The sequence below is a fragment of the Acidimicrobiia bacterium genome (assembly GCA_035651955.1).
GTDB lineage: Bacteria > Actinomycetota > Acidimicrobiia > IMCC26256 > JAMXLJ01 > JAMXLJ01.
In genome coordinates this window covers 1-21512 of record DASRES010000032.1, presented here as the reverse complement: position 1 = coordinate 21512, position 21512 = coordinate 1, and the positions used below count along the sequence as shown (strand labels likewise).

The following is a 21512-nucleotide window of genomic DNA, read 5'->3' as shown; positions in this document are numbered from 1 at the left end:
AGGAGCTGTTGGCCGCCCGTAGCGGCGAGCGTCCGCGGCCGGGGTATCCCCGGCCGCAGCGAGCGCGTCCATAAACATGGAACTCGAATTTTCTCCCGAGCAGGAGCAGTTGCGCGAGGGCGTGCACGCGGTGCTCGAGCGCGAGTGCCCGATCTCGCTCGTGCGCGCGCTCGTCGAGAAGCGCTGGACGGGCGGCGACGCGGAGCCCGAGGAGCTGTGGGCCCACATGGTCGAGCTCGGCTGGCCCGCGCTCACCGTGCCCGAGGCGGACGGCGGCCTCGGGCTCGGCGCGGTCGAGCTCGCCGTCGTCGCAGAGGAGCTCGGGCGGGTCATCGGGCCGGGTCCGTACCTCCCGACGGCGTCGCAGTTCGTGCCGGCCGTCCGCGAGCTCGGCGACGCCGCGCAGCGCTCGCGGTTCCTCGGCGCGGTCGCGTCCGGCGACGTGACCGGCACGCTCGCGCTCGCCGAGTCGACCGGCAGCTTCGATCCCGCTGACGTCGCGGTCGTCGCCGAGCCCACGTCCGACGGCGCGTACATCCTGAGCGGGTCCAAGCACTACGTGTTCGAGCCCGCGGTCGCGACGGAGCTCGTCGTCGTCGCACGCGTGCCGGGCACGACCGGTGACGCGGGCGTGGGCGCGTTCGTCGTGCCGCGCGACGCCGTCTCCGTGAACGTCCTCCCGTCTGTCGACCTCAGCCGGACGGTCGGCTCGGTCGAGCTGCGCGACGTGCGCGTCCAACCCGATCGCGTGCTCGCCGAGCCGGGCGCCGACCTCACGGCGGCGCTGCGGCGGGTCGTCGAGGAGGCCGTGACCGCGCTCGCGGTCGAGCTCGTCGGCACGTGCCAGACGATGTTCGACGTCACGCTCGAGTACGCGAAGCAGCGGGAGCAGTTCGGGGTGCCGATCGGGTCGTTCCAGGCGACGAAGCACAAGTTCGCCGACATGCTCATCCTGCTCGAGCGCGCCCGTGCGACGGGCTACTTCGCGGCGCTCACGATCGCGGAGGACGACGAGCGGCGCGCGCTCGCGACGTCGATGGCGAAGGCCGCCGCGGGCGATGCGGTCACGAAGATCGCGAAGGAGGGGATCCAGATCCACGGCGGCATCGGCTACACATGGGAGCACGACGTGCAGCTCTACGTTCGTCGTGCCCGCTCCAGCGACCTCCTGTTCGGCACTGCTGCGGCGCACCGCGCGCGCGTCGCCGACCTCATCGGCGTCTGAGGATCCCACCGAACCTCGCGGCCGGCGCGCAACGGTACGGGCGCGAGGACTGGGTCGCGCGTCTTCCCGCGGTCGTCGACGGGCTCGCGCGGCGGTGGTCGCTCGACATCGGTCGCCCGTACGAGCCCGGTGGGACGAGCGCGTGGGTCGCGCCGGTGCGGGCGCGCGACGGGGACGCGGTCCTGAAGGTCGCGTGGCGTCACTACGAGGCGGACGACGAGGCGGCCGGCCTGCGGGTCTGGAACGGTGACGGCACGGTCCGGCTGCTCGATGCCGCGGTCGTCGACGACGAGGAGACGGTCGCGCTGCTGCTCGAGCGGTGCGTCCCGGGGACGCCGCTGCGCGAGCGGCCGGAGACCGAGCACGACGTCGTGATCGCCGGGCTCCTGCCGCGACTCTGGCGCGCCCCCGCCGTCGGGCACCGGTTCCGGCCGCTGCAGGAGATGTGCGACGCGTGGGCGGACGCGTTCGAGCGGAAGCGCTCCGTCCTCGACCCGTCGACCACGAGAGACGGCATGGAGCTGTTCCGCGCCCTGCCCGCTTCCGCGGACCGCGAGGTGCTGCTGTGCACCGACCTGCACGCGGGCAACGTCCTCGCCGCGCAACGTGAGCGGTGGCTCGCGATCGACCCGAAGCCGTACGTCGGCGACCCGACGTACGACGTCGTGCAGCACCTGCTGAACTGCGACGAGCGGCTGTACGCAGACCCGTATGGGCTCGTCGCGCGGATGGCCGGCCTGCTCGACCTCGACGAGCAGCGTCTCCGCCAGTGGCTCTTCGCCCGGTGCGTGATCGAGTCGGCCGACCGGCCCGAGCTCGCCGACGTCGCGCGCGCGGTCGCGCCGCGCTGAGCGCGATCAGAGATCCGGCTCGCGCACGTCCCCGGCGTGCGACGGGAGCAGCGGCTCACGCCGAGGAACGACCATCGCGGAGAAGTCCGCGAACGCGATCACGTTGTCGAGCGGGTCCATCACGCGCACCTCGACGACGGTGAGCTGACGTCCCGCCCGCATCACGCGCGCTTCGGCCCGCACGACGTCGCCCTTCGGCCGACCGAGGTAGCGCACGTGGAGGTCCGCCGTGACGAGCGTGTTCTTCCCGGGCTCGAAGTTGCTCGCGCGCGCGGCGCAGGAACCGGCCGCGACGTCGACGAGCGTCGCGATCGCGCCGCCGTGCAGGTTGCCCGACCCGTTGAACGCCTCCGGCCGGACCGGCATCTCGACGACGACGGTGCCGGGCTCGTCGGTCGTCACCATGCGGATGCCGAGCAGCTTGTGCAGGGGCGTGAGCGCGAACGTCGCGCGCAGGTACTCGATCAGCTCTTCGCGGCCGACCTCGCCGTCGTCGTCGCTCATCGCACCGCGGTCGCCGCCTGGGCGCCCAACTCGAGCAAGCGGAAGTGGTGCGGCTCGACCTCGACGATCGTCCGCGAGCAGAAGTCGGGTGTCGAGCACACCACGCGCGGGTCGGCCGTCGCCGCGCCGACGACGACGTTGATCGCGACGAAGTGGGTCACGACGACGGTGTCCTCGCGCAGCTCGCGCAGCGCGGCGAGCACGTCCTCCCGCCACGCGCGCAGGTCGCCCGGGAGGTCGGGCCACGACGACGCCAGCACCGCGCGGAGCCACGGCACCCGCTCGTCCAGCGCGTCGCTCGGGGAACGCACCTCGCCGACGCGCTCGTCCACGACCGGTGTCGCGGCCCAACGCTCGGCGAGCGGTGCCGCCGTCTCGCGCGTGCGCCGCAACGGCGACACGACGATCGGCTGCGGCCCGATCGACGCGAGCGCCTCGGACGCGGCCTCGGCCTGCGCCCGCCCGACGTCGTCGAGGCCCGGATCGTGGTGGGCGCCGTAGCCGGCCGCCGGGTGGCCGTGACGGACGAGGACGACGCGCGGCATACGGGCAGCAACCTACCCGGGACCAATCCACCGCCGACGCCTGCGACGTAGTGTCCGGAGATGCTGCTGGAGTCCCTGGACGTCTCGCCCGCCGACTTCGAACGCGGAACCGGCTGGTCGATCGAGGAGCGCGGCGCGTGCCGCGGCGACGTGTGCGTCCCCCTGCCACCGTCGGCCCGGCGGGACGGCGGCCGCGTCGACGTCGCCGCGCTCGCGCCGCGGCTCGGGATGCCGCTCGTCGCGGACGAGGAGCACGGGCTGTGGGCGCTCGGACCGTCCGGCGGCCCGTCGGCGCGCGTCCTCACCGACGCGCGCGCGCGCGAGCTCGAGCTGCCCGACTTCGACGGCAACCCGTTCCGGCTGTCGAGCCTGCGCGGGCAGAAGGTGCTGCTCGTCGCGTGGGCGTCGTGGTGAGGGTGCCGCATGGACCTGCCCGGGTGGCAGGCGCTGCGTGAGGAGCTGCACCCGAAGGGCCTCGAGATCGTGACGGTCGCGCTCGACACCGGTGGTGTCGAGGCCGCCAAGCCCTTCGTCGACGCGGCGAACCCGTCGCATCCGTCGTTGCTCGACGTCGGGCACGTCGTCGACGAGCGCTTCGGCGTCGTCAACGTGCCCAACGGCGTGTGGATCGACGAGGAGGGGATGATCGTGCGGCCTGCGGAACCGGCGTTCCCCGGCCGCAATCCCGCGACCGAGCGGTTCCGGACGATGGACGTCAGCACGCTGCCACCCGACGTCGCCGAGATGATCAGCGAGGTCAAGAAGTTCCGCACCGACCCGGACGGCTATCTCGCGATGCTCCGTGACTGGGTCGCGAACGGGAGGGACAGCCGGTTCGCGCTGACACCCGACGAGGTGGTCGCGCGCTCGCAGCCGCGCTCCGACGACACCGCGCGGGCCGCCGCGCACTTCGAGCTCGGACAGCACCTGCACCGTGCCGGTGACCACGACGGTGCGATCCGTCATTGGCAGGCGGCGCACCATCTGCAGCCGCACAACTGGACCTACAAGCGGCAGGCGTGGAACTTCGAGGACCCCGTCCGCCAGGGGCGCACCGACAAGTACGACAGCTGCTGGATCGACGACGTCAAGCGCTTCGGCGCGGAGAACTACTACCCGCCCGTCGTCCCGTGACCCGCGAGATGCGGCACTGAGTGTCGGAATCCGACACTCAGTGCCGCATGTTCGCGAGTGTCAGTTGCTCTCGGCGGTGGTCGACGTCGTCGGCTCGTTCCGGCCGTACGAGTGGATGCCGGGGAGCTGCTGCCAGTTCGCGACTGAGGGATGCGCGATCCCGGCGGGACCCAACCCGAACGCGCGCAGCACGTTCATCGTCATCGCGATGATCATCGGCTCGTGCGGGTTCCCGGGGCCGGGCGGGTTCAGCTTGCTGATCCACCAGTTCGTCCCGCTCGCGAACACACCCGCGCCGCTCGGCGCGCTGTAGTACGTCACGTCCGAGTAGCTCGAACGGCCGTGGCAGTCGACCGGTGAGTGGGCGAGGATGTCGACGTTGCGCGGCCCCGGCACGTTCGGGTCGAAGCGGTCGTACTCCGTGCCGACCGTGATCGGGACGTGGTCGCCGTTCTTCAGCCCCGTGCCCGCGTACACCCACGACGACGCGTCCGACACGACGAGGTCGGCGCGCACCGGGTTGCACTCGTACTGCTCACCGATGAGCGTCTGCTCCGGACGGTTCACCGGGGACTCGCGCCAGCTCACGGTCGTGAGCTCGGGGTCGACGCGGCGGATCGGGTCGGCCGTCGAGCGGTAGTTGATCTGACGGCGCGCGGGACCGAGGGGCGAGTCGACGAGGCGGATCTGGCGGTAGATCGCGTTCGCGCCGAAGAAGGCGATGTTGACGCCGTGGTCGCGCGCGTTCTGCGCGCCGTCGAACATCTGCTTCGACCAGTACTCGTCGTGCCCGAGCGAGAGCAGCGCCTTGTGCTGGAGCACGCGCTCGGGATGCAGGTCGAGGTCGACGCTCGTCGTGTACGTGACGTCGAAGCCCTGCGACTCCATCAGCCACACGAGCGGCATCTCGTTCCCGGGGAAGTCACCTGCGCCGGAGCCGAGCGCGTACGGCCGGTCGAACGACACTTCGTCGGCGCGGCTGCCCGACACGCGCACGCCGCGGCTGACGTCGCCGCCCGGGCACGCGTAGAGCGAGCAGCCGCCCCAGGTGTTGTACGCCTGCCAGTCGGTGACCGCGTTCATCACCATGAACGCGGCGTGGCTCGCGTCGTCGCGCACGGTCAGCGGCACCCACTGCTGCGGACCGGTCGACGCGACGAGCTTGAGGAGGTAGTCGCCGGGCGGCCACGACGCGTCGACGTGCACCTGAAGCGACGGGGCCCAACGCGCCTCGATCAGGTTGATCCCCGACGTGACGACGGGCTTCGCCTGCTGCGTGCCCTGGACGTCGCCGGACGTCCACACCAGGCGGCCACCGAGGCCCTGGTACCAGCCGATGCGGTACGCCTCCACGTGGAACGACGGCGCGCGCGTCGAGACGTACAGGGTGACGGTGTCCCCCTGCTGCGCGCTGACGGTGTTCGCGTAGCCCTCGATGTCACCCGAGCTGCCCTTGTCCGTGAGCTGCCAGTTCGCGGTCCCGGGCCGCAGGTTCTCGAGGACGATGTCGCGCGAGATCAGCGGATCGGCTGGCGCGGTCGACGCGGTGGTCGTCGACGCCGAGGGATGCCGACTGCGCGCGGCCGCGCCGGTCGACGAGTCGTGCGCGCGCCACAGCAGTCCGAACGTCGCGAGCGACGCCGCCGCGGCGACCACGGCGACCGACGCGCTGGCGGTGATCCAGCGCGTCCGTCGCCGCGCGCGTGCACGGCGCGCCCTGCGGTCTGCGCGTGAGGACGGCGGGCCGCCGTGGCCGGACGGCCCGGACGGCGGCCCGGAGGGACTCATGGACATGACAGTGCGGCGAGCGTACCGGCGTCAGGACCGTTCGTAGCGCCATTCGCGGCCCGTCAACCAGAGGCGATGGCGCGGCCCGGCGACGTCGAGCGACCGCGTCTCGTACCCCGCGTCGTCGTCGTACAGGCACACCGCGCCTTCGGGTGTCGACACGAACCGCGGCGAGAACGACGACGGAACGGCGTCGCGCAGCGCGTCGAGCGCGTGCTGCACGGACGGGTACTGCTGTAGCGAGAACAGCGTGACGTACTGCGGCGGCGGGAGCTCGAGCTCGCCGGCCGCGTGCGCGGCGAGCGCATCCGACGGCGCCAGCCACCGGTGGTCGTGGATCTCGCTGCCGTCGACGCGTACGGCACCGTCGCCCGGCGCGACGAAGAACAGCGTGCGGAACCGCTTGGGCATCACGTCGGGCGTCGTCCACGTGGAGACATGCCGGAGCATCTCGGGCGCCACGGTGAGCCCGGCCTCCTCCTCCAGCTCGCGGACTGCCGCCCGGCGGGCGGCGCGCATCTCGGCCTCGCCGTCGACGACACCGTCGCCGTCGAGGTCCGCGGCGTCGATGCGGCCGCCCGGGAAGACCCACGCGCCGCCGTGGAAGTCGAGCTTCTCGTTGCGTCGGACGAGGAGCACCTCCAGCGCACCCGCGGCGTCGCGCAGCAGCACGATCGTCGCGGAGGGGTGCGCGACCGCGGGTGTCTCGCCGGGTGTGACCTCGTCCGGGCGCTCCACCCGGCCATCATGCCCCATGCCCCGTGGCCCGGGGTCTGCTACACCGGCGCCGGTGCGCGCCAGCGCGAAGGCAACGGCGTCGACGGCGGTCGTCGCCGGCGTGGGGCTGATCGGCCTGCTGGCACGCGTCGCCTACTTCACGGACCACCGGCCGATCCTCTTCTCCGGCGTCGACGGGACCTGGTACAGCACCGTCGGTCACTCGTTCGCGACCGGCCACCTCGGAACGGTGCCCGCGCTCGGCGGCGGTCGCGTGGTGTCGTTCCGGTTCCCACCCGCGTTCCCGGCGGTGCTCGGCATCGGCGAACGGGTGCTGTTCTGGATGTCGACGCTCCACGCGCAACTCTGGACGTGCGCGGTGCTCGGTGCGATCGCGGCGTCGCTCACGGCCGCGCTCGTGTGGCGGGTCTCGTCGCGCGCGACGCCGGGTGTGCGGCTCGTGCTCACCGCCGTCGCGGGCTTGCTGATCGCGCTCAACCCGTTGGTGATCGGCACGACCGCGACGTTGATGTCCGAGTCGCTGTACGTGCCCGTCGTCGCGGGCGCGCTCCTCGCGGCGGACCATCTCGTGACGAGTGGATCGCGGGTTGCGGGCGTCACGCTGGGGGCCGTCGTCGCCGTCGGCGCGCTCACCCGCTCGGAGGGCATCGTCGTGCTCGGCGCGATCGTCGTCGCTGCGGTGTTCGCCGCGCGCGTCAGGAGCGGTCGGCCCGCGCTCGTCCCCGGCGCGATCGCGCTCGCGATCGGTGTCGCCGCGGTGGCGGGTTGGTCGGCGTTCGCGTCGGTCCAGGCGGGCCGTCTGGTCGTCATGAGCACGAACGGCGGGAGCCTCGCGCTGGGGGCGAACTGCCCGCTCGCGTGGGGTGGCAGCGGCGACGGCTACTGGGACTCGCAGTGCGAGGCGCTGGCCCGCCACCGGATCCGCGCGTCGACACGCGCGCAGACCGACGAGGTTCAGCGCTACACCGACGCACACGCGTTCACGCTCGGTCCCGAGCTCTCGCCCGCGCGGCAGGCCGAGGTCTCGAGCGCGCAGCTCGGTGAGGCACTCGCGCGCATCCGCGCCCACCCGTTGCGGGCCGCCTTCGCGGTGCCCCACCGGCTCGCCCGCGGGCTCGGCCTGTCGACGTCGTCCGCGCAGCGGTCCAGCGAGCAGTTCGAGGGTCGCATCCCGTGGTGGGACACGCCGGGCCGGTGGCTGTTCGCGCTCGTCATCCTCCCCTTGGCCCTCGTCGGCACGTGGTCCGTGCTGGCGCATCGATCGCGCGCCGGCGCGATCGCGCGCGGCGCGCTCGAACCCGTGCGGCTCGCGCCGGCCCTGGTCGCCGTCGGCGCCTGGCTCGTCGTGACCGCGTCGACGTTCGGGAGCACGCGGTTCCGCGCCGCGGCCGAGCCGTCGTTCGCGGTGCTCGCGACCGTCGGCGGGCTCGTCGTCGTGCTCGGCGCAGTGCATGTCCTGTCGCGGGGCGAGCGCGACGTCCCGGTGGCGGCCTAACCCGCGAGACGGCGCAGCACGTACGGCAGGATGCCGCCGTTCCGGTAGTACGCCGCCTCGGCCGCGGTGTCGATCCGCACGACGGCGTCGAACTCGCGGTCGCCGGCGCGCACGTGCAGCCGGCGTGGGAACGGTGCACCGGGTTCGAGACCGGCGAGCCCCTCGACGTCGAACGTCTCCTCGCCCGTGAGCCCGAGGCTCTCCACCGATTCGCCCTCGGGGAACTGCAACGGCAGCACGCCGAGGTCGACGAGGTTCGAGCGGTGGATGCGCTCGAAGCTCTCCGCGATCACCGCCCGCACGCCGAGCAGCGCGGTTCCCTTCGCGGCCCAGTCGCGCGAGGAGCCGGACCCGTACTCCTTGCCCGCGAGCACGACGAGGGGCACACCGTCCTCGCGGTAGCGCATCGCGGCGTCGAAGATCGACATCTGCTCGTCGTCGGGAAGATGTCGCGTGACGCCGCCCTCGACGCCCGGCACCATCTTGTTGCGCAGGCGCACGTTCGCGAACGTCCCGCGCATCATCACCTCGTGGTTGCCGCGGCGCGATCCGTACGAGTTGAAGTCGGCGCGCTCGACGCCGTGCTCCGTCAGCCAGCGTCCGGCCGGACCGTCCGGACGGATGACGCCCGCGGGCGAGATGTGGTCCGTCGTGACGCTGTCACCGAGCACCGCGAGCACGCGCGCGCCGCGCACGTCCGTCAACGGCGCGGGCTCGCGCGTGAGGCCGTCGAAGAACGGCGGCTGACGCACGTACGTCGAGTCGGCGTTCCACGGGTAGGTCGTCGAGCTCGTCACGTGGATGCCCTGCCACCGCTCGTCACCGCGGAACACGTCGTCGTACGCCGACGTGAACATCTCCGAGCGCACCGCGGCCCGCACGACCTCGTTCACCTCCGCGGAGGACGGCCAGAGATCGCGCAGGTACACGTCGTTGCCGTCGGCGTCCTGCCCGATCGGCTCCTGGTACGGGTCCCAGTCCATCGTGCCCGCGAGCGCGTACGCGACGACGAGCGGCGGTGACGCGAGGTAGTTCATCCGGCAGTCGGGATGGATCCGGCCCTCGAAGTTGCGGTTGCCCGACAACACCGAGCACACCGACAGGTCGTTGTCGTTGATCGCGGCGGAGATCTCGGGCAGCAACGGGCCGGAGTTGCCGATGCACGTCGTGCAGCCGAACCCGACGAGGTCGAAGCCGAGCTTCTCGAGGTACGGCGTCAGCCCCGCGCGGTCGTAGTAGTCGACGACGACGCGCGATCCCGGCGCGAGCGACGTCTTCACCCACGGACGCGACCGCAGGCCGCGCTCCACCGCGTTCCGGGCGAGCAGCCCCGCCGCGACCATGACCGACGGGTTCGACGTGTTCGTGCAGCTCGTGATGGCGGCGATGACGACGTGCCCGTCGTCGATCGTCAGCTCGGTGCCGTCGGCCAGCTTCACCGGGACGGGCTCGTGCGCGGCGCGCCACGCGTCGGGCGCCGCGGGTTCGGGCACGCCGTCGTGCTGACGGTCCGACGGATCGGTGCCGGCCATCGCGGCGGGCGGGTCGCTGGCGGGGAACGACTCCGCCGACGCCTCGTCGGGTCCGTCGGGGGCCGAGCGCGCGCTCGGCGGCGCGGAGATGGTGACGGGTGCCGGCATCGACGCTGTCACCGCGGCGCCGAACATCTGCTTCGCGCGGTCGAGCGGGACCCGGTCCTGTGGTCGGGACGGACCGGCGAGGCTGGGCACGACCGTGGCCAGGTCGAGCTCCACGAGCTCGGAGTACTGCGGCGCCGGGGTCGACTCGTCGTGCCACAGCGCCTGCTCCTTCGCGTACGCCTCGACCAGCGCGACGAGCTCGTCGGGACGGCCGCTGAAGCGCAGGTAGCGCAGCGTCTCCTCGTCGATCGGGAAGATCGAGCACGTCGAGCCGTACTCGGGTGACATGTTGCCGATCGTCGCCCGGTTCTCGAGCGGGACCGACGCGACACCCGGCCCGAAGAACTCGACGAACTTGCCGACCACGCCGTGCTCACGCAGGAGCTCGGCCACGGTGAGCACCAGGTCGGTGGCCGTCGTGCCCTCCTGCAGCGCGCCCGACAGGCGGAACCCGACGACGCGCGGCACGAGCATCGAGAGCGGCTCGCCGAGCATCGCGGCCTCGGCCTCGATGCCGCCCACGCCCCAGCCGAGCACGCCGAGGCCGTTCACCATCGGCGTGTGCGAGTCGGTGCCGACGAGCGTGTCGGGATACGCGACGCCGTTCCCGTCGACCTGCACGACGCGCGCGAGGTACTCGAGGTTGACCTGATGGCAGATGCCGGTGTTCGGGGGCACGACCCGCAGGCTCGGGAACGCCTGGCTCCCCCACCGCAGGAACTCGTAGCGCTCGCGGTTGCGCTCGAACTCCAGCTCCGCGTTGCGGCGGAACGCGTCGGGGACGCCGTACACGTCGGCGATGATCGAGTGGTCGACGACGAGATCGACGGGCACCTGCGGGTCGATCCGGCCCGGGTCCCCGCCGAGCGCGCCCGCGGCGTCGCGCATCGCGGCGAGGTCGACGACCGCGGGAACGCCGGTGAAGTCCTGCATGAGGATGCGCGCGGGGCTGAACGCGAGCTCGCGCTCGTCAGGCACGTCCGGCTGCCAGCGCGCGAGCGCGGCGACGTCGTCTTCGGTCACGCGCTCGCCGTCCTCGTGACGGGCGAGGTTCTCGAGCAGGACCTTGACGGTGAACGGCAGGCGCGCGAGGTCGGTGCCACTGAGCGCGTCGAGCGCGAACACCTCGTAGTCGCGTTCGCCGACCGTCAGCCGCCGATGTGGTGCCACGCGTGCTCCTTCTCCCGAATCCACGAGCGTTCCCGCGCGCCGGGGGCTGGAAACGATTGGGCACCGGGGCGCGCGGGTAGCTCCCCCGGCATGTGGATCGTTCCCGTCCTCGTGCTCGGCACCGCGATCCTCGTCGGCGCGGCGGTCGCGATCCACCGTGCGGACGAAGCCGGGCCGTGCGCGGACGCGCGGGACGGCCCGGCCCGAGGGAGCCGGCGGGATCGCAACCGTCACCTGCGTCGCGGTGCCGGCTGACGAACGCGCCGTCCTGGCGCGGCTCGCGGGCGAGCTGCGCGCGGCCGGGGTACCGTCCCGACCGTGCAGGGGACGCGATCGGCGATCGCGGTGTGCATCGCGCTCGCCGTCGTCGGTGCGGGCGCGTGCTCGACGGCAGCGGCGGACCTCGACCGTCCCCGTGCACCCGTCGCCCTGACCGTCGACGGCCTGCGGACGCCGATCGGCATCGACCCGGCGGACGTGCGCTTCTCGTGGCGCCTCGGTGACGACTCCGCGGACGCGCGCCAGACCGCGTACCGGATCGTCGTGTCGCACGCGCGGACCGTCGTGTGGGACAGCGGGCGGGTCGCGTCCGACGAGCAGACGTCGGTGCCCTACGGCGGGCCGGCGCTCGTCTCGGCGACACCCTACACCTGGTCGGTTCGGACGTGGGACGCGACCGGACGTCCGAGCCGCGACTCGACGACCGCGACGTTCGAGACGGGCCTGCGCGACCGGGACTGGCGCGCGTCGTGGATCCGTCGCGTCACGTCGGACGTGCCTCAGTACACGTACGCGCGCAAGGAGTTCACGCTCACGAGGTCGCCGATCGTGCGGGCGCGCGCGTACGTGTCGGTGGACCAGCAGTACGAGCTGTGGCTGAACGGTGCCCGCGCCGGCAAGGGTGAGGCGTACAGCTATCCCGACTCGCAGTACTCCGAGACGCTCGACGTGACGTCGCTCGTGCGCGCGGGCGCCCGCAACGCCGTCGGAATCCTGTCGGAGTGGGACGGCGCGACGAAGGGCCATCCCGCGGGCGCGCCCGGCACGATCATGCAGCTCACCGTCCTGCACCGCGACGGCACGACGGAGACGATCACCACGGACGGGTCGTGGCGCGTCGCGAAGGGCGCGTGGCTCCCGGGCCGGCAACGCGACCTCGAGGGCGACATCGTCGACTACACCGAGAACATCGACGGTCGCGCCGAGCCCGTCGGGTGGGACCAGCCCGGTTTCGACGACAGCCGGTGGGCACCGGCGACCGTGATCGGCCCGGCCGGGGTCGCGCCGTGGACGCACCTCGTTCCCGTCCTGACGCGCATCGTCGAGGAGCCCGTGCGCGCGGTCTCGGTGAGGACCCTGCCGTCGGGCGCGGTCGTCGCCGACTTCGGGAAGGTGTATGCGGCGGTCCCGACCGTCACGTTCCGTCACGGGGTCGGCGGACGGCTCGTGACGATGCACGCGGGCTACCTCCTGGACCCGGACGGCTCCGTGTCCACGCAGCACGGCACCCAGCACACGGACATGAGCTACTCGTACATCGAGCGCGGCGGCGTCGAGCGCGGCAGCGTCGAGCAGTTCCATCCGTTCGACTACCTCGGCTTCCGGTACCTCCAGATCGACGACCCGGGCGAGCCGCTGGCGCGCGACGACGTCGTCGCGCTGACGCGGCACACCGCGGTGCCCGACGAGCACGCCGCGGCGTTCGCGTCGTCGAGCCCGACCGTCGACGCCGTGTTCGAGCTCGGGCGCCACTCCGCGCTGTTCACCGCGCAGGAGCAGTTCATCGACACCCCGACGCGCGAGAAGGGCCCGTGGCTGTGGGACGGCTTCAACGAGTCGCAGACCGCGATGGCCGCCTTCGGCGAGCAGGACCTGACCCGCAAGTCGCTGCTCGAGTTCGCGCAGTCGCAGGTGCGCTACTGGTCGAACGGGGCCGTCAACAAGATCTACCCGACGGGTCTGGGCGGCCTCGACATCAACGAGTTCACCGAGATCTACCCGGAGTGGGTCTGGCAGTACTGGCTCGACACGGGCGATCGCACCCTGCTCGCCCACGTCTACCCCGCGCTCGTCGGCGTCGCGCGCTACGTCGCGGACTCGATCGACCCGTCCACGGGTCTCGTGACGAACCTGCCGTCGACGAGCGTGTACTACTCGTTCCCGGTCGTCACGCGGCTCAACGTGCTCGGCGCGAACGTGTTCGCGCGCGTTGCCGAGGTCGCTGCCGTCCTGCACCGACCCGCGCCCGAGCTCGACGCGCAGCGCGCGCGCCGTGCCGCGCTCGTGCACGCGATCAACGCGCGCCTCACGCGTCCCGACGGCATCTACGTGGACGGCCTGAACGCGGACGGCTCACAGGTCGCGCAGACGTCGCAGGACACGAGCGCGTGCGCGCTGGTGTACGGCGTCGTGCCGGACGCCCGCCGTGGCGCGGTCGGCGCCTACGTCGCGTCACTCGGGCTCACCGCGCCGCCGCGCACGGCGGGCGAGGTGCTCGACGCGCTCGCGCTCACCGGGCAGGACGCCGCGCTCGTCCACGTCCTCACGGACCGGAACGCCGACGGCTGGGCGAACATCCTCGCCCGGGGCGGCACGTTCACGTGGGAGGTGTGGGAGCCGTCCGACATCATCGGCGACTCGATGTCGCACGGTTGGGGCGCGAACGTGCTCGTGGAGATCCAGCGCGCGCTGCTCGGCGTGCGCGCAACCGACGGTGGCTACGGGACGTTCTCCGTCGCGCCGCCCTCGGCCGGGCTCGCGTGGGCGCGCGGCCGCGTGCCGACACCACACGGCGACATCGTCGTGTCGTGGCAGCGCGACGCGCGCGGCGGGACGCGGCTGCGGCTCACCGTGCCGCCCGGGGCGACCGCGATCGTCGCGGGTCACGCGGTCGGCGCGGGGACGCACCGCCTCACGGTGCGCTGACGGTCACTGGTCGACGCGTCGCGCCAGCAGGCAGAACTCGTTCCCCTCGGGGTCGGCGAGCACGTACCACGGGACGTCGACCTGGCCGACGTCGACGAGCGTCGCGCCGAGCGCGAGCAGCCGCTCGAGCTCCTCGTCGGGCTCGCAGCCCGACGGGTTCACGTCGATGTGGACGCGGTTCTTCGTGGTCTTCGGCTCCGGGACCGGCACGAACACGAGGAGCGGCGCCGGCGCGGTCGGCTCGCCGGTGGACGAGAGCCAGCAGTACCCGCGCTCGTCCTCGACCAGCGGCCAGTCGAGGACCTCGCTCCAGAAGCGCGCGAGCGCCTTGGGATCCCGGCAGTCGACGATGACCTCTCGCAGCACACTCCCCATCGCGACACGCTACGCCGCCATCGTCGCGGTCAGCTCGCGGAGCAGCGCGGCCGGCTGCTCCGTCACCTTCGACCACGTCGCGAGCACGAGCCGGAAGCCGTGACGCCCGGGGACACTCCACCGCTCGTTGTCCCGCTCGTAGTCGCGGGGGTCGTCGTGCCACCGTCGGCCGTTCGTCTCGAGGATCACCCGCTGGTGCGGGAACGCGAAGTCGTACCGGTACGTGCGGCCGTTCCACGTGAGCGGCAGCTCGCGGACGAAATCCGTCAGGCCGTGCGCGACGAGCAAGCGGCGGGTCTTGACCTCGAGCGTCGAGCGCGCCGGGTGGACGGGATCGAGCTCCCGCAGCAGGCGCCGCAGCGCGCCCGTCCCGGGCCGTCCGGCACCGCCGAACCGGTCGACGTACGCGTCGAGCGCGGACAGGGACGTGAGCCGTCGGCGCCGCGCGTCCTCGCACGCGATCTCGAATGCCTCTTCGTCGAGGAGCCCGGCCAGCGCGACCACGGTCGGCTCGACGCCGGTCACCCGCACACCGCGCACCCGTCGCGGCATCAACGCGGCGCGCTCGCCGAAGCGCGTCACGACAACGTCGGCGCGACGGCACCCTCGGACACTCGGCACGGCGATCTCCGGTCTCCCGGCACGCACGCCTTCGAGCTCGTACACCTCGCCCGCCGACCGGCCTGCTGCCATCGCGTCGCCGCCCGCCCACAACAGCGCGGCGGTCAGGCGCTGCAACGACGAACGTGGCGCGGCGACCATCCGATACGTGTCGGGGAGGTCACGCACGACGACGCCGGCGTCGACCAGACGGCGGAGCCGCTTTCGGTCGACGCCCAACGAGACGGCGTCACGCCCCCGGAACACACCGAGCGACGCCGCGCTGAGCTCCGACAACCGGCCGAGTGCCGATTCCGATGACATCCAATGCCCCCTGGCGGGATTCACCGCAATGTGAATGCAGGGGGAAGCGTCGGACGACCGTACCCGCGGGGTGTGTCAGCGACGCGCGAAGTCGAGGAGTTGCGGGGCGAGCAACGGCCAGCGCTCGAAGAGCGCGCCCCGTCCGTCGCGCGCCGCGTCGCCGCGCTCGTTCCACTCGTCGTCGCCCCACGGCGGCTCGACGAGCTGCGCGCCCGGGATCAGCGCGGCGAGGCGCTCGGACGTCGCGCGCGTGTGGTGTGGGTCGCGCGCGCCGCTGCGGAACACGAGCGTCGGCACGTCGAGACGCGCGAGCTCGTCGTCGCCGACACCGGGCACCGTCGCGCCGGCCTGCGGGCAGTACACCAGCATCCATCGCTCGAGCGTCTCGATGAACGCGCGCGGGTCGAGCGCGAGGAACCGCGCACGATTCGCGGGGTTGCGCTCGAGCACCTCGGCCCACTCGGGCAGCTCGACGACGGCCTCCATCCCGTTGCGCCACGCGACCCGGATCGACTCGCCGCAGTAGTGCACCCCGAGGAGCATCAAGCCGTACACGCCGCCGGAGATCCACAGCATGGCGAGCTTCGACACGACGTCGGGGTGACGGGTGGCCGTCAGCAACGACACCCGCGCACCGCCCGACCCGCCGACGACGACGGCCGGCGCCATCGCGAGCGTGCGCAGCAGACCGGCGAGCTTGTCGGCCTGCATGGCCGACTCGGAGTCACCCTCGAAGCACACCTCGGACGCGCCCGTGTTGGGCCGGTCCCAGATCACGACGCGCTGCCCGTGCGCGGCGATCGCCTCCGCGAGCTCGCGGATCCCGGGGACGTCCTTGCTGAACCGGCCGCCGGGCGTGATCACCCATGGTGGACCGCCCTCACCGACGATCTCGTACGCGATCGCCGTGCCGTCGACGTCGACCGTCGCCACGCGCGCCTCCCCTGCTCGGGGCGCGGGACTGTAACGGGATTGTCGTCGGGCCGCCGGGCGGCGAGACTCGTGCGATGGCCCGCTCGCCGTCGCTCGCGTCGCTCCCCGTCGTCACCCACTGGATCGACGGGACGCCCGCGGACGACGAGCCCGGCCGTGTCGGCGACGTCTTCGATCCCGCCACGGGAGCGGTCAGCAAGCGCGTCGCGTTCGCGAGCGAGCGCGACGTCGATGCCGCGGTCGACGCGGCGCGCCGTGCGTTCACCGCATGGCGCGGCACCTCGCTCAGCGAGCGCACCCGGATCCTGTTCCGCTTCCGCGACCTCCTCGACGCGCACACCGAGGACATCGCCCGCACGATCACGTCCGAGCACGGCAAGGTGCTCGACGACGCCCGCGCCGAGGTCGCGCGTGGGCTCGACGTCGTCGAGTTCGCGTGCGGCATCGCGCACCTGCTGAAGGGCGAGTTCTCGCAGAGCGTCTCGACACGCGTCGACGTCCACTCGATCCGCCAGCCGCTCGGGCCCGTCGTGATCATCAGCCCGTTCAACTTCCCCGCGATGGTGCCGTGCTGGTTCTTCCCGATCGCGGTCGCGTGCGGCAACACCGTCGTGCTGAAGCCGAGCGAGAAGGACCCGTCCGCCGCGAACCGCATCGCCGAGCTGTGGGCGGAGGCCGGCCTGCCCGCAGGTGTGTTCAACGTCGTGCACGGCGACAAGGTCGCGGTCGACGCGCTGCTGACGCATCCCGACGTGCGCGCCGTCTCGTTCGTCGGCTCGACGCCCATCGCGCGTCACGTCTACGAGAGGGCGTCGGCCGCCGGGAAGCGTGTGCAGGCGTTGGGGGGCGCGAAGAACCACATGGTCGTGCTGCCCGACGCCGACGTCGACCTCGCCGCCGACTCCGCCGTGAACGCGGGGTTCGGCTCCGCGGGCGAGCGGTGCATGGCGATCTCGGTCGTCGTCGCGGTCGAGCCCGTCGCCGACGAGCTGGTGGCGAAGATCGCGGATCGCATCACCGGGCTCACGGTCGGCGACGGTCGGACACCAGCCGCGGACATGGGGCCGCTCGTCACGGGCGCGCATCGCGACCGGGTCGTGTCGTATCTCGATGCCGGCGTCGACGCGGGCGCGAAGCTCGTCGTCGACGGGCGGGAGCACCCGGTGGAGGGCGAGACGGCCGGCTTCTGGCTCGGGCCGACGCTGTTCGACAACGTCTCGCCCGACATGACGCTCTACACCGACGAGATCTTCGGGCCGGTGCTGTCGGTCGTGCGGGTGGCGACGTACGACGAGGCGCTCGCGCTCGTCAACGCCAATCCCTACGGCAACGGCACCGCGATCTTCACGAACGACGGCGGTGCAGCCCGTCGCTTCGAGGACGAGGTCGAGGTCGGGATGGTCGGCGTCAACGTCCCCATCCCGGTGCCGATGGCGTACTTCTCGTTCGGCGGCTGGAAGTCGTCGCTGTTCGGGGACCTGCACGCGCACGGGGCGGACGGCGTGCGGTTCTTCACCCGCACGAAGGTCGTCACGAGCCGCTGGCTCGACCCGAGTCACGGCGGGGTCGATCTCGGGTTCCCGCGCAACACGTAGAGACACGTGGACAGACGGAGAGCGACGAAGGGACGGACATGGCACTCCCGCTCGACCAGGTGAAGGTGATCGACGCGGACACCCACATGACGGAGGCGCACGACCTGTGGACCAGCCGCGCGCCGAGCAAGTGGCGCGACCGCGTGCCGCACGTGACGAAGGTCGACGGCGCGGCGACGTGGGTCGTCGACGGCGCGGTGCTCGGCCGGGCCGGCGCGGGGGGCGTCATCGACCGGGAGGGCCACAAGGGCCGGTCGTTCGAGGGCCTCTACGAGTGGGAGATCGAGCAGGCCCACGTCGCCGCGTACGACCCGCGTGCGCGCGTCGAGCTGCTCGACGAGATCGGCATCTGGGCCCAGATCGTGTTCCCAGGCGTGGTCGGGCTCGGTGGCCAGGGACTCGCCGACGTCGTGGAGGACGTCGAGCTGCGGACCGTCTGCCTCGAGATCTTCAACGACGCGAGCGCGCAGCTCCAGGACGAGTCGGGGAACCGGCTGCTGCCGATGGCGTTGCTGCCCGGGTGGGACGTCGACGCGTCGGTGCGTGAGGTGGAACGCGCGGCGGGCCTCGGACTTCGCGGCGTCAACCTCACGTCCGACCCGCAGGACCTCGGCGCGCCCGACCTCGCCAATCGCGCGTGGGACCCGCTGTGGGAGGCGTGCGCGTCGCTGCACATGCCCGTGCACTTCCACATCGGTGCGAGCCTCACGACGATGAACTACTTCGGCACGTACCCGTGGGACTCGCACGACGACGACACCAAGCTCGCGATCGGCGGGACGCTGCTGTTCATCGGCAACGCGCGCGTCGTCGTCAACATCATCTGCTCGGGGATGCTCGAGCGGTACCCGGAGCTCAAGATCGTGTCCGTCGAGAGCGGCGCGGGATGGATCCCGTTCATCCTCGAGGCGCTCGACTACGAGATGGCGGAGAACGCGCCCGGCCTGCGCGCGTCGCTGTCGATGAGCCCGTCGGACTACTTCAAGCGTCAGATCTACGCGACGACCTGGTTCGAGCACACGGACCTCGCGCAGATCGTCGCCGCGGTCGGCGAGGACAACATCATGTTCGAGACCGACTTCCCGCACCCGACGTGCCTGTACCCGGATCCCCTGAAGACGGCCGAGGGCAACATGCGCGCGCTCTCGCCGAGCGTGCAGCGCAAGATCCTCGGGGAGAACGCGGCGTCGCTCTACCGTCTCTGACGCATGGACGCCGTCATCGTCGACCCCGAGATCGAACCGCTGCTCGAGCTCGTCCCGATCTCGACGCTCACACCCGAGGTCCTGACCGAGCTCCGCACCGCGCGGCTCGCAGTGTTCGCAGACCTGAACGCGGCGCTCACCGACGACGTCGCCCGTACCGACCACGTCGTCGGCGACGACCCGAACGTCTTCGTGCGCGTGCACCGGGCGCAGACCCAGGACGGTCCCCTCCCCTGCGTGTACTCGATCCACGGCGGCGGTTACGTCATGGGATCGGTCGACATGGACGACGCGCGCTTCGCGCGCTGGTGCCCGGAGCTCGGCTGCGTGGGTGTGTCGGTCGAGTACCGGCTCGCGCCCGAGACGCCGTATCCCGGCCCGCTCGACGACTGCTACGCGGGGCTGCGCTGGACGTACGAGCACGCCGACGAGCTCGGCATCGACCGCGACCGGATCGGCATCGCAGGTGTGAGCGCGGGCGGCGGGCTCGCGGCCGCGCTCGCGCTGCTGGCGCGCGACCGCGGCGAGGTCCCGCTCGCGTTCCAGCTCCTCGAGTGCCCGATGCTCGACGACCGCCAGACCACGTCGTCGAGCCGTCTGGACGGCCTGCCGGTCTGGAGCCGGGAGTCGAACACGTTCGGGTGGCGCGCGTACCTCGGCGACCGCTACGGCGGTGACGTCCCCGCGTACGCCGCGCCGGCGCGCGCCGACGACCTCAGCGGCCTGCCGCCTGCGCTCGTGATCGCGGGGGGCGCCGACGGCTTCCGGGACGAGGACGTGCTGTACGCGCTGCGCCTGAACCAGGCCGGTGTGCCGGCCGAGCTGCACGTGCTCCCAGGCGCGCCGCACGGTGTGCAGATGTTCCTCGGATCCGCGCTCGCCCGGCGCTGGGACGCGCTCGTGACGGAGTGGCTCACGCTGCAGCTCGCCGCGTGATGGACGACCGCGCCCGCGCGTGGCTCGACCGTGGGAGCCACGCGACGTGGAGCGCGGGCGGGCGCGACGTGCGCGTCTTCCACGCCGAGTGCGGTCCGCGTGACGCGCCGCTCGTGCTCCTCGTGCACGGGTTCCCGACGAGCAGCATCGACTGGTGCGACGTCGTGGACGTGCTGGCCGAGCGGTACCGCGTCGCGTGCCTCGACTTCCCGGGGTACGGCTTCTCGGACAAGCCCCCCGACTGGCCGTACAGCATCTCGCTCGACGCGCAGCTGCTCCACCACTACGTCGTCGACGTGCTCGGCGCGAGCCGCTGCCGCGTCGTCGCGCACGACCGGGGCGACAGCGTCGCGCTGCTCCTGCACGAGCGCATCGCGCGCGGCGAGGTCGACGGCCTCGCGCTCGACCACCTCGTCCTCGCCAACGGGAACATCTTCCTGCCCCTCGCCAACCTCACCGAGTTCCAGAAGCGCGTGCTCGACCCCGCGGGGTGGGAGGCGGTGCGCGACCTCGTGACCGCCGACGCGCTCGCGCAGGGCATGGGAGCCTCCACGTTCACGCCGCCGCGCGGGCCCGACGACCCGACGGTCGCCGCGCTCGCGACGACGTTCGCGTTCGCGGACGGGACGGCCGTGCTGCACGACACGATCCAGTACCTGCGCGAACGCGCCGAGCACGAGGTGACCTGGCTGCGGTCGCTCGCGACCAGCGACGTGCCCACGACCGTCGTCTGGGGCATGTGCGACACCGTCTCGCCGCCGCGCGTCGCGACCCACGTGTGGGAGCACTACGTGCGCGCGAAGCCGGGCTCGAACGAGCTGTGGCTCGTTCCCGACGCGAACCACTACCTGCAGAACGACCGGCCCGACGCGTTCGTCGACGTCGTCGTGCGGGCGTTCGAGCGGACGGGACCGCGCCCGCCCGGTCCGGTCGGCGACGGCCCCGGGGCGCCCGTCCGGATCGACCACTCGGCAGCACGACTCCCCGACGCGACCGACGTCTTCGCGATCTGATCAGCCGTTCGAGCGCAGCGCCGCGGCGACCGTCTCGAACGTCGGTGCCATCCGGTCGAGGCCCGCGACGATCACCGCGCGGTACACCGTCGCCGTCCGTGCGACGGCCAGCTTGACCGGGACGACCGCGGCGATGCGCTGAATGGCGGCGAACGCCGCGCTGTCGAGGTACTCGACGCGCGACATGTCGAGGACGACGACGCGCACGCGCTCGCGCCGTGCGACCTCGAGGATCCGCCCCTCGATCGCGGCGACGTTCGTCAGGTCGATCTCGCCGACGACGGTGGCGACGAGCGCGCCGTCGCGCACGTCGAGCTCAAGCTCGTGCAGCGGCAAGCTCATCCAGGTGCTCCGGTTCGCGCGGGTAGCGGAAGACGACCGTCGTGCCCACCGGGTGCCGGTTGACCTGGACGGACGGCACGAGCTTGCGCATCAGGTCCATCCCGCGACCGCCGACGGACCGCGTGCTGTGCTCCTTCCACGTCCCCGTGTCGGTCACGCTGACGAGGACCTCGT

At 72.4% G+C, this 21512-nt stretch carries 20 protein-coding genes; 10 read left to right on the top strand and 10 right to left on the bottom strand.

The window, feature by feature from the left end:
- The first annotated feature begins 76 nt into the window (after positions 1-76).
- Together VFC33_07730 and VFC33_07725 are read left to right on the top strand one after the other, a co-directional pair.
- A complete protein-coding gene (locus tag VFC33_07730; protein ID HZR13127.1) occupies positions 77-1225 on the top strand; it encodes an acyl-CoA dehydrogenase family protein in 1149 nt (382 codons plus the stop codon).
- Positions 1117-2076: an aminoglycoside phosphotransferase family protein gene (locus tag VFC33_07725; GenBank protein HZR13126.1), complete on the top strand. Its 960-nt coding sequence runs from the start codon at positions 1117-1119 to the stop codon at positions 2074-2076. Before VFC33_07730 ends, VFC33_07725 begins: the two co-directional genes overlap by 109 nt.
- 6 nt (positions 2077-2082) lie before the next feature.
- Here the strand turns inward: VFC33_07725 and VFC33_07720 are convergent, their stop codons facing one another.
- Positions 2083-2580: a PaaI family thioesterase gene (locus VFC33_07720; protein HZR13125.1), complete on the bottom strand. Its 498-nt coding sequence runs from the start codon at positions 2578-2580 to the stop codon at positions 2083-2085.
- Positions 2577-3125, bottom strand: coding sequence for a histidine phosphatase family protein (locus VFC33_07715; protein HZR13124.1), 549 nt, complete (start codon positions 3123-3125; stop codon positions 2577-2579). Before VFC33_07715 ends, VFC33_07720 begins: the two co-directional genes overlap by 4 nt.
- 60 nt (positions 3126-3185) lie before the next feature.
- On the opposite strand from VFC33_07715, the gene VFC33_07710 reads away from it, so the two are divergent.
- The gene (locus VFC33_07710) at positions 3186-4259 is read left to right on the top strand and encodes a ResA-like WAxxUGC motif-containing protein (GenBank protein HZR13123.1); all 1074 of its coding nucleotides are present in this window, start codon (positions 3186-3188) and stop codon (positions 4257-4259) included.
- Positions 4260-4319: 60 nt separating this feature from the next.
- Here the strand turns inward: VFC33_07710 and VFC33_07705 are convergent, their stop codons facing one another.
- A complete protein-coding gene (locus VFC33_07705; GenBank protein HZR13122.1) occupies positions 4320-6047 on the bottom strand; it encodes a N,N-dimethylformamidase beta subunit family domain-containing protein in 1728 nt (575 codons plus the stop codon).
- Positions 6048-6077: 30 nt separating this feature from the next.
- Positions 6078-6785, bottom strand: coding sequence for an NUDIX hydrolase (locus VFC33_07700; protein ID HZR13121.1), 708 nt, complete (start codon positions 6783-6785; stop codon positions 6078-6080).
- Between the two features lie 52 nt (positions 6786-6837).
- Here VFC33_07700 and VFC33_07695 point away from each other — a divergent pair, with 52 nt between their 5' ends.
- A complete protein-coding gene (locus VFC33_07695; GenBank protein ID HZR13120.1) occupies positions 6838-8280 on the top strand; it encodes a hypothetical protein in 1443 nt (480 codons plus the stop codon).
- Here the strand turns inward: VFC33_07695 and VFC33_07690 are convergent.
- Positions 8277-11090 carry an aconitate hydratase gene (locus VFC33_07690; protein HZR13119.1) on the bottom strand — a complete coding sequence of 938 codons (2814 nt, stop codon included), beginning with the start codon at positions 11088-11090 and terminating at the stop codon, positions 8277-8279. The two genes, VFC33_07695 and VFC33_07690, sit on opposite strands and share 4 nt — an antisense overlap.
- Before the next feature lie 90 nt (positions 11091-11180).
- Between VFC33_07690 and VFC33_07685 the strand changes: the two genes are divergently transcribed.
- On the top strand, positions 11181-11345 hold the full coding sequence (locus VFC33_07685) for a hypothetical protein (GenBank protein ID HZR13118.1): 165 nt from the start codon (positions 11181-11183) through the stop codon (positions 11343-11345).
- Positions 11346-11408: 63 nt separating this feature from the next.
- Complete coding sequence (locus VFC33_07680) at positions 11409-14015, top strand: family 78 glycoside hydrolase catalytic domain (protein ID HZR13117.1); 2607 nt, start codon at positions 11409-11411, stop codon at positions 14013-14015.
- A gap of 3 nt (positions 14016-14018) precedes the next feature.
- On the opposite strand, the gene VFC33_07675 is transcribed toward VFC33_07680, so the two are convergent.
- The 3 genes from VFC33_07675 to VFC33_07665 all read right to left on the bottom strand — a co-directional run bounded on the left by VFC33_07675 (position 14019) and on the right by VFC33_07665 (position 16247).
- Complete coding sequence (locus tag VFC33_07675; GenBank protein HZR13116.1) at positions 14019-14390, bottom strand: VOC family protein; 372 nt, start codon at positions 14388-14390, stop codon at positions 14019-14021.
- 9 nt (positions 14391-14399) lie between these two features.
- Entirely contained in the window at positions 14400-15314 is a 915-nt protein-coding gene (locus VFC33_07670) for a type IV toxin-antitoxin system AbiEi family antitoxin domain-containing protein (GenBank protein HZR13115.1), read from the bottom strand.
- A gap of 75 nt (positions 15315-15389) precedes the next feature.
- Positions 15390-16247 (bottom strand): alpha/beta hydrolase, encoded by an 858-nt coding sequence (locus VFC33_07665; GenBank protein HZR13114.1) that lies wholly within the window; start codon positions 16245-16247, stop codon positions 15390-15392.
- A gap of 74 nt (positions 16248-16321) precedes the next feature.
- Here VFC33_07665 and VFC33_07660 point away from each other — a divergent pair, with 74 nt between their 5' ends.
- Genes VFC33_07660 through VFC33_07645 form a run of 4 tightly spaced genes read left to right on the top strand, consistent with a single transcriptional unit; the run spans position 16322 to position 20996 of the window.
- Positions 16322-17842, top strand: a complete 1521-nt coding sequence (locus VFC33_07660; GenBank protein HZR13113.1) for a CoA-acylating methylmalonate-semialdehyde dehydrogenase — start codon at positions 16322-16324, stop codon at positions 17840-17842.
- 38 nt (positions 17843-17880) lie between these two features.
- Positions 17881-19047 (top strand): amidohydrolase family protein, encoded by a 1167-nt coding sequence (locus VFC33_07655; protein ID HZR13112.1) that lies wholly within the window; start codon positions 17881-17883, stop codon positions 19045-19047.
- A 3-nt stretch (positions 19048-19050) separates the two neighbouring features.
- The gene (locus VFC33_07650) at positions 19051-19983 is read left to right on the top strand and encodes an alpha/beta hydrolase (GenBank protein HZR13111.1); all 933 of its coding nucleotides are present in this window, start codon (positions 19051-19053) and stop codon (positions 19981-19983) included.
- Complete coding sequence (locus tag VFC33_07645) at positions 19983-20996, top strand: alpha/beta hydrolase (GenBank protein HZR13110.1); 1014 nt, start codon at positions 19983-19985, stop codon at positions 20994-20996. The genes VFC33_07650 and VFC33_07645 overlap by 1 nt, the downstream gene beginning before the upstream one ends.
- On the opposite strand, the gene VFC33_07640 is transcribed toward VFC33_07645, so the two are convergent.
- Positions 20997-21338 carry an STAS domain-containing protein gene (locus tag VFC33_07640; GenBank protein HZR13109.1) on the bottom strand — a complete coding sequence of 114 codons (342 nt, stop codon included), beginning with the start codon at positions 21336-21338 and terminating at the stop codon, positions 20997-20999.
- Positions 21313-21512, bottom strand: a 200-nt coding sequence (locus VFC33_07635; protein ID HZR13108.1) for a hypothetical protein, incomplete at its 5' end; no start/stop codon positions are given. The genes VFC33_07635 and VFC33_07640, both read right to left, overlap by 26 nt.

What these genes read in the sequence shown, in the direction of transcription:
- VFC33_07730 (HZR13127.1), top strand. Translation starts at nt 77, where the DNA reads ATGGAACTCGAATTTTCTCCCGAGCAGGAGCAGTTGCGCGAGGGCGTG.
- VFC33_07725 (HZR13126.1), top strand. Translation starts at nt 1,117, where the DNA reads ATGGGAGCACGACGTGCAGCTCTACGTTCGTCGTGCCCGCTCCAGCGA.
- VFC33_07720 (HZR13125.1), bottom strand. Translation starts at nt 2,580, where the DNA reads ATGAGCGACGACGACGGCGAGGTCGGCCGCGAAGAGCTGATCGAGTAC.
- VFC33_07715 (HZR13124.1), bottom strand. Translation starts at nt 3,125, where the DNA reads ATGCCGCGCGTCGTCCTCGTCCGTCACGGCCACCCGGCGGCCGGCTAC.
- VFC33_07705 (HZR13122.1), bottom strand. Translation starts at nt 6,047, where the DNA reads ATGAGTCCCTCCGGGCCGCCGTCCGGGCCGTCCGGCCACGGCGGCCCG.
- VFC33_07685 (HZR13118.1), top strand. Translation starts at nt 11,181, where the DNA reads ATGTGGATCGTTCCCGTCCTCGTGCTCGGCACCGCGATCCTCGTCGGC.
- VFC33_07675 (HZR13116.1), bottom strand. Translation starts at nt 14,390, where the DNA reads ATGGGGAGTGTGCTGCGAGAGGTCATCGTCGACTGCCGGGATCCCAAG.
- VFC33_07670 (HZR13115.1), bottom strand. Translation starts at nt 15,314, where the DNA reads ATGTCATCGGAATCGGCACTCGGCCGGTTGTCGGAGCTCAGCGCGGCG.
- VFC33_07660 (HZR13113.1), top strand. Translation starts at nt 16,322, where the DNA reads ATGGCCCGCTCGCCGTCGCTCGCGTCGCTCCCCGTCGTCACCCACTGG.
- VFC33_07655 (HZR13112.1), top strand. Translation starts at nt 17,881, where the DNA reads ATGGCACTCCCGCTCGACCAGGTGAAGGTGATCGACGCGGACACCCAC.
- VFC33_07650 (HZR13111.1), top strand. Translation starts at nt 19,051, where the DNA reads ATGGACGCCGTCATCGTCGACCCCGAGATCGAACCGCTGCTCGAGCTC.
- VFC33_07645 (HZR13110.1), top strand. Translation starts at nt 19,983, where the DNA reads ATGGACGACCGCGCCCGCGCGTGGCTCGACCGTGGGAGCCACGCGACG.
- VFC33_07640 (HZR13109.1), bottom strand. Translation starts at nt 21,338, where the DNA reads ATGAGCTTGCCGCTGCACGAGCTTGAGCTCGACGTGCGCGACGGCGCG.